We start from the raw sequence: 13,281 nt of genomic DNA, 5'->3' as shown, positions 1-13,281 counted from the left end.
CGGGGGTCGGACAGGGTCGCCCCTGCCCGGCGCTTCTTTAGTTGCCGGTCATGGCGTTGAGCACCGTCGCACCGGGCTCTCCGGCGGCGGCGAGGTAGGCGTCATAGACGGGCTGGGCCACGGCCTGCCAGGCAGCAAGCTCTTCATCGGTCAGGTCGACCACGGTCATGCCATTGTCCATGGCGGCTTGATACGCAGCCTCTTCGATAGAGGCCATGCGGTCCCGCACATCTTCCTGCGCCACTGCGGCGGCTTCGCGGATCTGCCCCTGGATCTCGGGCGAGAGGCCGGCCCACCAGTCGCTGTTGACCACCACGACGAATTCGATGTTGGCATGGTTGGTCCTGGTGATCGTGTCCATCACCTCCCACAGCTTGCGGGACTTGACGCCGGACACGCCTGTCATGCCCACATCCACGGTGCCGCGCTGGTAGGCAAGGTATTGTTCAGAGCCGGAGATGAGCGTCGGCGCCCCGCCTGCGGCAGAGACGAAATCACCCAAAGTCTTGCCGAACACGCGGACCTTTTTGCCTTCGAGATCGGCAGGCGTGCGAATGGGCTCGTCCTGCGACAGAAGGATCGCGCCGCCATAGGCCTGCCAGTAGAGAACCTCGCCCCCGGTCTTGGCGATCTCGGCTTCGAGCGTGTCGCGCACGGTTGACCCTTCGGCCACGGCGGCGCGCACCTTCTCTTCGGTGTTGAAGAGGAAGGGCATGTAGAAGATATCGACCACGGGCGCATCGCCCACATAGCGGGTCAGAGAGGCCACCCCGGCCTCGATCGCGCCGGAGCCAACGGCGGCGGGCACTTCCTTGTCCTTATAAAGCGTGGCGCTGTCGTAGATCTCGACATCAATGGCACCACCGGTGCGGCTTTCGACTTCCTGTTCGAAAAGGGTCAGGTTCTCGCCCAGGTGACTGGTCAGCGGCAATTGCAGCGAAATCCGCATCTTTTCCTGAGCGAACGCCCCGGTGGACAGAGCAAAGGTAATGGCGGCGCCAAAAGCGACTTTGTTGAGCATGATGTCTCCTCCCTAATGTCATGCAGTGTTGCAGATTGTGGCCGGGAGTCAAAAGGCAAGCGAAAGAGCGCGGAAAACCTGCAAGAGGCGGCTGGCACCTTCCGGTGGCAGATGACAGTATGGCGCGGCGCAACAGGGGGTAAGGGTCACATGTCTTCATCATTCGGCAAGGGCTGCCATCTGCATCTGATCGACGGCTCGGCCTTTATCTTCCGCGCCTATCACGCGCTGCCGCCGCTGACGCGCAAGTCGGACGGGTTGCCGATTGGCGCGGTGAGCGGGTTCTGCAACATGCTGCACCGCTATGTCGAAGGGAACAACGGGCCGGAAGCACCCACCCACGTGGCGGTGATCTTCGACAAGGGCAGCCACACGTTCCGGAACGAGATGTACGATCAGTACAAGGCCAACCGCGATGAGATGCCGGAAGATCTGCGGCCCCAGATCCCGCTGACCCGCACGGCGACGGAGGCGTTCAACATCGCCTGCAAGGAAAAGGAAGGCTATGAGGCCGACGATATCATCGCCACACTGGCGGTACAGGCCCGAGAGGCCGGGGGGCGCGTGACGATTATCAGTTCGGACAAGGACCTGATGCAGCTTGTCGGTGACGGGGTCGAGATGCTGGATGCGATGAAGAACCGCCGCATCGACAGCGACGGCGTGATGGAGAAATTCGGCGTCGGCCCGGAGCGCGTGGTGGACGTGCAGGCGCTGGCCGGAGACAGCGTGGACAACGTCCCCGGAGCGCCCGGGATCGGGATCAAGACGGCGGCGCTGCTGATCAACGAGTTCGGCTCGCTGGAAGAGCTGCTGGACCGCGCCGAAGAGATCAAGCAGCCCAAGAGGCGCCAGACCCTGATCGACATGCGGGATCAGATCGAGCTGTCCAAGAGGCTGGTGCAACTGGATTGCGAGACCCCGCTGGACTTCACGCTGGACGATCTGGAGGTCCGAGACCCCAAGCCGGACCAACTGATGGCGTTTCTGGCGGAGATGGAGTTTCGCACCCTGTCCAAACGCATCGCCGACCACCTGGGCGTCGAAGCACCGGTGATCGAGGACAAACCGGTCCAGCCCGAAGAAAGCGACGCGCCGGAGGCCCCGTCGTTTGACGCGGCCACTTATACTTGCGTGCGCGATGCGGAAACGTTGAAAACCTGGGTCGAGAAGATCCGCGAGCGCGGCTGGGTCGCGGTCGATACCGAGACGACCGGTCTCAACGAAATGATTGCGGAACTGGTGGGCATCTCGCTCTGCGTCGAGGCGGGGGAGGCCTGTTACATCCCGCTGATTCACAAGGACGGAGCGAGCGACGATCTTTTCGGCTCCCCCAAGCTGGCCGAGGGGCAGATCGGGACAGAAGCTGCATTAGAGATCCTGAAACCGGTGCTTGAGGATGAAGCGATCCTTAAGATCGGCCAGAACATGAAGTACGATGCCAAGATCTTTGCCCGCTACGGCGTGGATGTGGCGCCCATCGACGACACGATGCTGCTGTCCTACGTGCTGCATGGCGGCATGCACGGCCACGGCATGGACACGCTGAGCGAGCGGTATCTGGGTCACACGCCGATCCCGATCAAACCCCTGCTGGGCAGCGGCAAATCGGCGATCACCTTCGACAAGGTCCCCATCGACGACGCAACGAAATACGCCGCCGAAGATGCCGACATCACCCTACGCCTCTGGCAGCTTCTCAAGCCGCAACTCCATCGCGGCAAGGTCACGACGGTCTACGAGACGCTGGAACGTCCGATGGTACCGGTGCTGGCGCAGATGGAGAGGGACGGGATCAAGGTCGACCGCGACACGCTCAGCCGCATGTCGAACGCCTTTGCCCAGAAGATGGCGGGGCTTGAGGCGGAGATCCACGAACTGGCCGGGGAGACGTTCAACGTGGGCTCACCCAAGCAATTGGGCGAGATCCTCTTTGACAAGATGGGCATCGAAGGCGGAAAGCGCGGTAAAACAGGCGCTTACGCGACAGGCGCCGATGTACTGGAGGATCTGGCGACCGAACACGAACTGCCCGCCCGCGTTCTGGACTGGCGCCAACTCAGCAAGCTGAAATCGACCTATACCGATGCGCTGCAGGACCACATCAACACCGATACCGGACGCGTGCACACGTCCTATTCCATCGCAGGTGCCTCGACCGGTCGGCTCGCCTCCACCGACCCGAACCTGCAGAACATCCCGATCCGGACCGAAGAAGGCCGCCGCATCCGCGAGGCCTTTGTCTCCGAAGAAGGCAAAACGCTGGTGGCCCTCGACTATTCCCAGATCGAGCTGCGCATCCTCGCCCATATCGCCGACATCCCGGCCCTGAAACAGGCCTTCGCCGACGGGCTCGATATCCACGCGATGACCGCGTCCGAGATGTTCGACGTACCGCTCGACCAGATGACACCCGAAGTGCGCCGCCGCGCCAAGGCCATCAATTTCGGCGTGATCTACGGCATTTCCGGCTTCGGCCTCGCCCGCAACCTGCGCATCCCACGTGGGGAGGCGCAGGGCTTCATCGACCGGTATTTCGAACGGTTCCCGGGCATCCGCGCCTATATGGACGACACCAAGGCCTTCGCGAAGGAACATGGCTACGTCCAGACCCTCTTCGGCCGCAAGATCCACACACCCGAGATCAACGCAAAGGGTCCCCGCGCCAGCTTCGCCTACCGCGCGGCGATCAACGCGCCGATCCAGGGCACAGCCGCAGACATCATCCGCCGCGCGATGATCCGTATGCCCGCCGCAATCGAGGGACAGCCGGCCCGCATGCTGCTGCAGGTCCACGATGAGCTGCTCTTCGAAGTGGACGATGCCGGCATCGACGACCTGATCGTCACCGCCAAGGAGGTGATGGAAGCCGCCGCCAAACCCGCCGTGCATCTGGATGTGCCCCTGATCGTGGATGCAGGCCAGGGCCAAAACTGGGCTGAAGCGCATTGATGGAGCTGACCATCAAGCCGCGCTATTTCGACGATCATGAATTTGCGCTGGAGCGGGAGCCTGCCACGCCCGAGGAGGAGTCCTCGCTGAATGCATTTCTGGCGCTCGATCACCGGCACCGTCTGGCCGACACGATCCATGTCTATTCCTATTACAAGGACTTTCAGAGCGCCGTCGACGGCGAGGACGGGCTGGATGCCGAAATGGGCATACCGGACAGTCCTGAAGCGATTTGGGACCATGTGCGTCCCCGGCATCTCTATTTCAAAACGAGACCGGAATATCCCGACACAATCTTCATCGCGATCATGGCGGCGTGCGATTGGGAGAGCGAGCACGGTCTCTGGCTTGTGTGGGAGAAGGGCGAAAGACTCATCAAAGCCGGACCATATGACAGCCACGTGACCAATCGTACGGCTTATGCGGACGAAAAAATGGCAGGCGTGGTCTATGCTTCGTCCGATCAGCGCTTCATCACACGCCTGACAGATACCGCGTCCGTGCCTTAACGAAAGGCGTCACACGTATCAGTCTAACCCAGCGCCCGCAGATCAGCCCGCAACTGCAGCGGGTCCGGCGATTTCAACTCTTCATCAAGCCGGTCATGCGTGTCCCTCCAAACCGGCAGCGCCTCGACCAGCACATCCCGCCCCGCCTCTGTCAGCCTGAGCCGCTTTGACCTGCGGTCCTTCTCATCGGCCACAACCTCCACCAGCCCGCGCCGGGTGAGCGGTTTCAGCGCCGCGGTTAGTGTTGTCCGATCCATCGCCAGAAAGGGTGCCAGATCGCTGATCCGCGGCGCTTCGGGCCGGTTCAGCGCGATCATCATCGAATATTGCCCATGGGTCAGCCCAAAGGGCCGAAGCGCCTCGTCAAACCTCCGCCCCAGTGCCCGCGCCGCGCGCTGGACATGCAGACAGAGGCAACGGTCACGCACTTCATGTGTGGCGGAAAGCGGCAGATCAGAACGCATCATAGCATATATGTTGATATCAACATAGAATCATGTCAACCTTCCGCCATTCGAAAAACAGGAGACCGACATGCCCTATATCCAAGGCTTCCTCAGCCCCGTCCCAGTCGACCAGAAAGCGGCCTATATCGAGATGGCAGAAAAGGCCTGGCCCATTTTTCAGGATTACGGCGCGCTCTCGACCCGCGAATGCTGGGGCGAGGATGTCCCCGACGGCGAACACACCTCCTTCCCGATGGCGGTCAAGGCCGAAAAAGGCGAAGTGGTCGCCTTCTCTTGGATCGAGTGGCGGGACAAGGCCGCCTACGAGGCCTGTGCCGCCTCGATGGAAACCGATCCGCGCTGGCAGGAAATGGGCGACCCCTCCGACGCTCCTTTCGACATGAAACGCATGATGTGGGGCGGGTTCGAGGTCATCTTCAACCGCTGATCCCCTGCTTCTTCTCGATCCAAATACGGCGGGGGTTTGGGGGCTGGCCCCCAACCCGCACGGTCACGTGCGGCAAACATCGTGTGCGCCGCAGGCGCTCGATTTGAAAGGGCTTAGGGTGCCGGAGTAACGAGTTTCGCAACCAGCCTCCGGGTCACCGGCGCCACGATCAGGACCACCGGAAAGGCCACCGCCCAGCTAAAGGCCCAGGACGTCATCCAGGCCCCGAACGCGCCCTCCGCAAGACCCAGGGCGCGCAGGGTCGCAATCCCTGACACGATACACGACATCAATCCCGACAGGATCAGGCCGAAGAGAACGGGCGCAAAGCGGGCTGGTAGCATTCAAACGGCTCCTCTGAGTTAGCGCCCTGATGCCGCACGGCCTGACCAAAGACCAGACCTTTATGCCTCTTCCAGCTCTTCGGACGGGATGATCGGAAAAAACGTCCCCTGCGACCAGAGGCCGAACCACCCCTCGTGATGCGCGCCCAGATCGACCAGCCGGTAAAAGCTCTTCCGGTCGATCAGCGCCTCGAGATTGGCGCGGATCATGATATAGGGCGACGGCTCTCCGGTCTCGGCGTCACGTTCCACCCGGATGGGGTGATCCGGGCCTGCCATTGCCTCGTCGCCCACCTGCGTGACGAAGCGCAGCGCCTGGGCCCCTCGCTCTTCCACGACATCGAAATCCACCGCCACGAAAGGCGCGTCCTCAACTGTGATGCCGACCTTTTCAACCGGCGTGACCAGAAAATACTTGCCGTCCTCTTTCTTGAGAATCGACGAGAACAGTTTGACCAGTTCCGGCCGGCCAAAGGGCGTGCCTAGATAATACCACGTGCCGTCCCGCGCAATGCGAATGTCGAGATCGCCGCAGAACGGGGGGTTCCACAGATGCACAGGCGGCAAGGCCTTGCTGCCGCTTGCCCTGACAGAGGCAGCCAACCCCTCGGCGGATGGTGTCACAGCTTTTTGTGCGCTCATTGCTTTTGCCATTTTGGTTTGTCGGGATACACTCACTAGATGAAACTATAAGCGGCAGGAAAGGAAAGTCATGTCCGACGCGACGGATCTGGTAGCCGGCATCGAAGCGCTGGAAGACAAGCTCGCCGAGGCGCGCGCCTCGATCACGCGCCGCTTCATCGGTCAGGAGCGGGTCGTGGACCTGACGCTGACATCCCTTCTGTGCGGTGGCCATGCCCTCTTGATCGGCCTGCCCGGTCTGGGCAAAACCCGGCTGGTCGAAACACTGAGCACGGTGATGGGTCTGCACGGCAACCGCATCCAGTTCACGCCGGACCTAATGCCCGCCGACATCCTCGGCTCCGAGGTGCTCGACACGATGGAGGACGGCACCCGTGCCTTCCGCTTCGTGCCCGGCCCGATCTTCTGCCAGCTTCTGATGGCGGACGAGATCAACCGCGCCTCGCCGCGGACGCAGTCCGCCCTGCTGCAGGCGATGCAGGAAAAGACCGTGACCGTTGCAGGCGAAGACCGCGCGCTGGGTGTGCCGTTCCACGTGCTGGCCACGCAAAACCCGATCGAGCAGGAAGGCACTTATCCGCTGCCCGAAGCACAGCTCGACCGCTTCCTCGTCCAGATCGACGTCAGCTACCCTGACCGCGACACCGAACGGGACATCCTGCTGGCCACGACAGGCGTAAGCGAGGCCGAAGCCTCCGCCGTGTTCACGCAGAGCGATCTGTTGGCCGCGCAAACCCTGCTGCGGCGGATGCCGGTGGGCGAGTCGGTCGTGGAAATGATCCTCGATCTCGTCCGGGCCTTCCGCCCGGAGGAGGCCGGCGTGTCCGAGCGGGTGCGCGACACCGTGGCCTGGGGCCCCGGCCCACGTGCCGCGCAAGCGCTGATGCTGACCGTCCGCGCCCGCGCGCTGCTGCAGGGGCGTCTGGCGCCCAATGCAGAGGACGTGATCGACATGGCCCGCCCGGTTCTGAGCCACCGGATGGCGCTGAACTTCGCCGCGCGTGCCCGGGGTGACAGCCTTGCCGACCTGATCGAGAGCACCGCAGGCGGGCTGGCGCGGACCGAGGCCGCCGCGTGAGCCCAGTCCTGACCCTTCGCGAACGCTCGGAAGCCGAAGCCAGCCGCCTGCCGCCGCTTCTCGCGCGGGCGGAACATCTGGCCGGGACTGTCCTTCTGGGTGATCACGGGCGCCGCCGCGCGGGGTTGGGAGACGATTTCTGGCAATACCGCCCCGCCCAGATGGGAGACAGCCGCAGGCTGATCGACCACCGCCGCAGCGCACGCGGCGACCAGCAATTCGTGCGCGAGCGCGAATGGCAGATCGCGCAATCTGTGATGCTCTGGGTCGATCAGGGCGCGTCGATGCGTTTTGCCTCGGATGCGGGTTTGCCCAGCAAAGCGGACCGCGCGCGCCTTTTGACCCTGGCCACGGCGATCCTGCTGGTGCGAGGCGGCGAACGGGTCGGGCTCACCGGCACCACATTGCCGCCCCGCCGGGGCAATGCGCAGATCATCAGGCTGGCCGAGGCCTTCAGCGTCGATGATGCGTCAGACTACGCCGCCCCCGAACACCGGGCAATGATCCCGCATGCACGGGCTCTTTTTATGTCGGACTTCCTCGGAGATCTGGCGGAGGTGGAACTGGCCCTCACCAAGGCCGCAGATCGCGGCGTTCGCGGCGTTCTCTTGCAGATCCTCGATCCAAGCGAGGAAGTGTTTCCCTATCGGGGGCGGACCATCTTCCAAAGCATGGGCGGCACACTGGCCCATGAGACCCTGAAGGCCGGGGAGTTGCGGCAGCGCTATCTTGACCGGTTGGCAGAGCGCAAGGATGCGCTGACCCGGCTGACCCGTGCCACCGGCTGGCAACTGGGCCTGCACCACACCGGCGACAGCGCACAGGCTGCCCTGCTGTGGCTTTACCGCGCTTTGGACGGAGGCACGAGATGACGGTTCTGGGCGGCATCGGATTTACCGCGCCCTGGCTTTTGCTGGGACTTCTCGCCTTGCCGATCCTCTGGCTGATCCTGCGCGCCGTTCCGCCCGCTCCGATCCGCAGGCTCTTTCCCGGTGTCGTGCTGCTGCTGGGCCTCAAGGATGACGAGCAGGTTTCGGATCGGACACCCTGGTGGCTTTTGTTGCTGCGCATGCTGGCGGTCGCTGCGATTATCCTGGGGCTCGCCGGACCGGTTCTTAATCCGCAGGCCGAAACAGCGGGGCGGGGCCCGCTTTTGATCCTTTTGGACGGAAGCTGGGCGGGCGCAACACGCTGGCAGGAGAAGATGGAGCGTCTCGAGGCGGAGTTGACCGATGCAGGGCGCGCGGGTCGGACCGTGGCCATCGTACAGCTCACCCGACCGGAAGCGCCGGTATTCCAGGCCGCCGATGTTTGGATGAGCCGCATTGCAGGCTTGTCACCAACGCCATGGCAGCCGGGCGAGGCGCAGGTCGAAACCATGATTGCCGCGTTCGGAGAGACGGATTTCGATACCGCCTGGCTGAGCGACGGGCTGACCCATCCGGGGCGCGATGCCGTTCTTGCAGCGCTCGAAGCCCGTGGCGAGGTGCGGGTGTTCCAGACAGGGTCGTCCGTGGTTGGGCTGAGACCGGCAGCGTTCGAGGACGGCGCAGTGCAGCTTAATGCCACGCGCTCTGAAACCACGAGCGAGAGAGAGATCACAATCGTGGCGCAAGGCCGCGATCCGGCAGGGGTCGAACGTACGCTGGCAAGCGCCACGGCCACCTTCGAAGGAGGGTCGGACAGCGCACAGACCGCGTTGTCCTTGCCCTCGGAGCTGCGCGGGCGGATCACGCGATTTGAAATCCAGGGACAGCGCGCGGCAGGTGCCGTGACACTGACCGATGACAGCCTGCGCCGCCGCGAAGTCGCACTGATCGCGGGACGCGAAGATCGCGAGGGGTTGGAGCTTCTCTCGCCCCTCCACTACCTGAGGCAGGCCCTGCTTCCGACCGCGGATCTGCTCAACGGGGCGATCCTGGATCTTTTGCCTGCCAATCCCGACGTGATCGTTCTGGCTGACGTCGCAACGCTCGCACCGGGCGAAGAGGACGCGCTGAGCGAGTGGGTCGAAAACGGTGGCATGCTGCTGCGATTTGCCGGGCCCCGCCTCGCAGCGAGTGACATCAGCCGAACGGACGAGCATCCCTTGATGCCTGTGCGTCTGCGTGCCGGGGGGCGCAGCGTCGGAGGGGCGATGAGTTGGGGGGAACCGAAAGCGTTGGCGCCCTTTCCAGAGAGTTCGCCCTTTTTCGGCTTGCGGGTCCCGCCGGATGTCGCCGTCTCGGCGCAAGTGATGGCCCAGCCGGATCCCACGCTTGCCGAACGGGTCATCGCTGCATTGACCGATGGAACACCATTGGTGACACGCAAGGAGATCGGACAAGGGCAGGTGGTCCTTTTCCACGTCACGGCCAATGCCGAATGGTCCAGCCTGCCCCTGTCTGGCCTCTTCGTCGAAATGCTGGAACGTTTGGCCGTGTCATCGGCGGCCCAAACTCCTGAAGCAGGAGATCTGGAAGGTACGGTCTGGACCCCGGTGCAGGTGCTGGACGGTTACGGACGGATGGAGGAGGCCGGAAACCTGCCCGGCGTGGACGGACCCCGCCTTGTCGATGCGCCGATCGGACCCGAGATGCTTCCCGGCCTTTACCAGACAGGCGACCGCACGCTGGCCCGAAACGTACTGACCCCGGACGCGGTTCTGACCCCCGCATTCTGGCCGGCCCGCATTCCCGTGGAGGGTCTGACTGTGCGTGAGGAGGTTCCGCTTGGCGGTGTGCTGCTGAGCCTTGCTATCGGTCTTCTACTGCTGGACGTGATTGCCTCGTTGGCCCTGTCGGGCCGCCTCGGGGCCGCGCGCACAGCCGTTCCCGTCACCGCATTCGTCATCGCCGCGTTCCACACATCCCCAGTTGCCGCCCAGGAAGACGCGCGCGCCATCGAAGCCACATCGGAAGTGGTTCTTGCGCATGTCATCACGGGTGATGGTCGGATCGACGACATCGCAAGGGCCGGTCTGCGCGGACTGTCCGACACCCTTTTCTTCCGGACCTCGGTGGAACCGGCAAACCCGATTGGCGTGGATCTGGAACGTGACGAGCTGTCGTTTTTTCCCATCCTCTACTGGCCCATCGTCCCCTCGCAACCCACCCCGTCAGCCGAGGCCTATGCCAAACTGAACGCCTATCTGCGGTCGGGTGGTCTGATCCTCTTTGACACACGGGACGCGGACATCGCGCGCTATGGCACGGCCAGCCCCAACGGACGAAAGCTGCAGCAGATCGCGGGCCCCCTGGACGTACCACCGCTAGAGCCACTGCCCGCCGATCACGTGCTGACGCGCACGTTTTACCTTCTGCAGGATTTCCCTGGGCGCCACACGGGTGACGGTGTCTGGGTGGAAGCCGCCCCCCCGGATGCAGAGCAGATCGAGGGCATGCCATTTCGCAATCTGAATGACGGGGTTACCCCCGTGGTGATCGGTGGGAACGACTGGGCCTCGGCCTGGGCGGTGGACGACCAGGGACGCACGCTTTTGCCCATCGGACGCGGATTTGCAGGAGAACGGCAGAGAGAACTGGCCTTTCGTTTCGGTGTGAACCTCGTCATGCACGTTCTGACAGGCAATTATAAATCCGATCAGGTCCATGTGCCCGCGCTCCTTGACAGGTTGGGCCAATGAACGGGACGGTGCTCTTTGATCCGCTCCTGCCCTGGCCCGTGCTGGCCATCGTGGGCGCCATTGCCGTCGTCGCGATTGGCCTTGCGCTTTGGCGTGGTCTGTCGGGCTGGGCTTTGCGTGGCCTTGCCGCACTGATCATCCTCGCCGCACTGACCGGTCCCGTCTATCAAGAGGAAGATCGCGCACCGCTCACCGATATCATGGTGATGCTGGAGGATGAGAGCGCCAGTCAGCAACTTTCGGATCGGGCCGAGCAGACGGAAACCGCAGCGAACCAACTTGCGGCGGCTATCGAGGCGCGGGACAACACCGAATTGCGGCGTGTCACGGTTCGCGACGGCGAAGGCAATTCCGGCACGGAGCTGATGACCGCACTCAACGATGTGCTGGCCGAAGAACCGCGTGCGCGGATCGCCGGCATCATTGCGCTGAGCGATGGGCGCCTGCATGATCTTGAGCGCGCGCCCGTGCTGCCCGCGCCCATGCATCTGCTGATGACCGGTCGGGAAGATGATTGGGACCGGCGCCTTATCGTACGAAACGCACCGGCTTTCGCCATTATCGGCGAGCCGGTCACCCTGACCCTGCGGATCGAAGACAGCGGCGCCGCACCCGAAGGGCCCCGCATGGCACCGCTCGACATTTCTGTCGACGGGGAAGAGGCGCAGCGCTTCGAAGTACCAGTCGGCGAAGATATCGAGCTGCCCGTTACGCTGCCCCACGGCGGGCGAAACGTCTTGCAATTCACCGTACCCGAAGCAGAGGGCGAGCTCACCGACCGCAACAACACCGCGCTGATCCAAATGAACGGCGTGCGCGACCGGCTGCGCGTGCTTCTGGTCTCGGGCGAGCCGCATCAGGGCGGACGCACCTGGCGCAACCTTCTGAAATCCGACAGCTCCGTCGATCTGGTGCATTTCACCATCCTGCGCCCACCGGAAAAGCAGGACGGCGTGCCGGTGGGAGAGCTGAGCCTGATCGCCTTCCCGACGCGGGAGCTGTTTCTGGAAAAGATCGACGATTTCGACCTGATCATTTTCGACCGCTACAAGAGACGCGGCATTCTGCCCGCCATCTATCTCGACAACGTCGCGAATTACGTCGATGCCGGGGGCGCGGTTCTGGTCGCGGCTGGGCCTGATTTCGCAAGCGCGGACAGTATCTATCGGTCTCCGCTCAGCCGCATCCTACCCGCCCAGCCCAGCGCAAGGGTGATCGAACAGCGCTATCAACCCAGCGTCACGGATATCGGCAACCGCCATCCTGTGACCGCCGATCTGGGCGATGCCGAAAGCTGGGGACCTTGGTTGCGTCAGATTGATGTCGATCCCAGATCGGGTGACGTGGTGATGTCCGGCACCGAGGAACGGCCGCTTCTCATCCTCGACCGCGTCGGCGAAGGACGCGTTGCCATGCTCGCCTCCGACCACGCCTGGCTCTGGAACCGGGGGTTCGAGGGCGGCGGGCCGCAACTTGAATTGCTGCGCCGGCTTGCCCATTGGATGATGAAGGAACCGGAACTGGAGGAGGAAGCCTTGTCAGCCGAAGCAACCGGTCAGCGCATGCGCATCATCCGCCGGACATTGGATGAAGAGATCGGCCCGGTGACCATCACAAGGCCCAACGGGGAAACGGTGGAGCTTGATCTGGACGAAGTGTCGCCCGGTCGGTTCGAGGCTTTGTACGATGGACCGGAAATCGGGCTCTACCGGCTGAGTGAAGGCGATCAGGAGGCTGTTATCGGCCTCGGCCCGGCAGCCCCTCGCGAGTTCGAACAGACCATTGCCACCGGCGACGTGCTGGCCCCGGTGATCAACCCGCTGCGTGGCGGTATTCTCAGTCTTGAAGACGGCCTGCCGAACCTGCGCAACGTACGCGAGGGTCGTCCGGCAGCCGGACGGGGCTGGATCGGGCTGACGCCGAGAGAAGCCTACGAGACGCGGGATGTAACACAATTGCCGCTGATGCCGGCCTGGCTGGTTCTGCTCCTCGCCTCGGCCTTTATCGTCGGCGGTTGGCTGCGGGAAGGTCGTCGCTAGGCGGGCGCTGCGGCCTCACAGGCAGCCTGGATTGACAAGCGTCCCCCCGGCAGGGAGCGCCTCCTTCAACAGCAAAGAAGCTCTGATGCCGCTTTGTGGACATGTGCGCAAAGGGACGGCCCAAAGTCTCCCGTCTCATATGACAGTTCGTTCCGGTTCCTCAGCATTGTCCCAACA

11 protein-coding genes are annotated in these 13,281 nt (G+C 63.4%); 7 read left to right on the top strand and 4 right to left on the bottom strand.

From position 1 onward, the window contains the following. Nucleotides 1-37 precede the first annotated feature (37 nt). Complete coding sequence (gene dctP, locus CFI11_RS01210; protein WP_130402265.1) at nt 38-1,021, bottom strand: TRAP transporter substrate-binding protein DctP; 984 nt, start codon at nt 1,019-1,021, stop codon at nt 38-40. Nucleotides 1,022-1,171: 150 nt separating this feature from the next. On the opposite strand from dctP, the gene polA reads away from it, so the two are divergent. Both polA and CFI11_RS01200 read left to right on the top strand, forming a co-directional pair. Further along, nucleotides 1,172-3,973, top strand: coding sequence for a DNA polymerase I (polA, locus tag CFI11_RS01205; protein WP_130402263.1), 2,802 nt, complete (start codon nt 1,172-1,174; stop codon nt 3,971-3,973). Continuing rightward, the gene (locus tag CFI11_RS01200) at nt 3,973-4,482 is read left to right on the top strand and encodes a hypothetical protein (protein WP_130402261.1); all 510 of its coding nucleotides are present in this window, start codon (nt 3,973-3,975) and stop codon (nt 4,480-4,482) included. Before polA ends, CFI11_RS01200 begins: the two co-directional genes overlap by 1 nt. Before the next feature lie 23 nt (nt 4,483-4,505). On the opposite strand, the gene CFI11_RS01195 is transcribed toward CFI11_RS01200, so the two are convergent. Next, the gene (locus tag CFI11_RS01195; protein ID WP_130409892.1) at nt 4,506-4,946 is read right to left on the bottom strand and encodes a MarR family winged helix-turn-helix transcriptional regulator; all 441 of its coding nucleotides are present in this window, start codon (nt 4,944-4,946) and stop codon (nt 4,506-4,508) included. Nucleotides 4,947-5,016: 70 nt separating this feature from the next. On the opposite strand from CFI11_RS01195, the gene CFI11_RS01190 reads away from it, so the two are divergent. Further along, nucleotides 5,017-5,376: a DUF1428 domain-containing protein gene (locus CFI11_RS01190; protein WP_130402259.1), complete on the top strand. Its 360-nt coding sequence runs from the start codon at nt 5,017-5,019 to the stop codon at nt 5,374-5,376. A gap of 113 nt (nt 5,377-5,489) precedes the next feature. Here CFI11_RS01190 and CFI11_RS01185 read toward each other — a convergent pair whose 3' ends face one another. Together CFI11_RS01185 and CFI11_RS01180 are read right to left on the bottom strand one after the other, a co-directional pair. After that, nucleotides 5,490-5,720, bottom strand: coding sequence for a DUF2798 domain-containing protein (locus CFI11_RS01185; RefSeq protein WP_130402257.1), 231 nt, complete (start codon nt 5,718-5,720; stop codon nt 5,490-5,492). Nucleotides 5,721-5,780: 60 nt separating this feature from the next. Continuing rightward, nucleotides 5,781-6,362 (bottom strand): DUF1285 domain-containing protein, encoded by a 582-nt coding sequence (locus CFI11_RS01180; RefSeq protein WP_130402255.1) that lies wholly within the window; start codon nt 6,360-6,362, stop codon nt 5,781-5,783. Nucleotides 6,363-6,432: 70 nt separating this feature from the next. On the opposite strand from CFI11_RS01180, the gene CFI11_RS01175 reads away from it, so the two are divergent. From CFI11_RS01175 to CFI11_RS01160, 4 genes are read left to right on the top strand one after another with little or no spacing between them, the layout of a single operon-like run. Further along, nucleotides 6,433-7,440 (top strand): MoxR family ATPase, encoded by a 1,008-nt coding sequence (locus CFI11_RS01175; RefSeq protein WP_130402253.1) that lies wholly within the window; start codon nt 6,433-6,435, stop codon nt 7,438-7,440. Next, the gene (locus CFI11_RS01170) at nt 7,437-8,312 is read left to right on the top strand and encodes a DUF58 domain-containing protein (protein ID WP_130402251.1); all 876 of its coding nucleotides are present in this window, start codon (nt 7,437-7,439) and stop codon (nt 8,310-8,312) included. Before CFI11_RS01175 ends, CFI11_RS01170 begins: the two co-directional genes overlap by 4 nt. Next, nucleotides 8,309-11,065: a DUF4159 domain-containing protein gene (locus CFI11_RS01165; RefSeq protein WP_130402249.1), complete on the top strand. Its 2,757-nt coding sequence runs from the start codon at nt 8,309-8,311 to the stop codon at nt 11,063-11,065. Before CFI11_RS01170 ends, CFI11_RS01165 begins: the two co-directional genes overlap by 4 nt. Next, nucleotides 11,062-13,104: a hypothetical protein gene (locus CFI11_RS01160; protein ID WP_130402247.1), complete on the top strand. Its 2,043-nt coding sequence runs from the start codon at nt 11,062-11,064 to the stop codon at nt 13,102-13,104. Before CFI11_RS01165 ends, CFI11_RS01160 begins: the two co-directional genes overlap by 4 nt. Nucleotides 13,105-13,281 lie beyond the last annotated feature (177 nt).

This window comes from Thalassococcus sp. S3 (genome assembly GCF_004216475.1).
Taxonomy (GTDB): domain Bacteria; phylum Pseudomonadota; class Alphaproteobacteria; order Rhodobacterales; family Rhodobacteraceae.
This window is presented reverse-complemented; position numbering and strand designations above follow the sequence as displayed.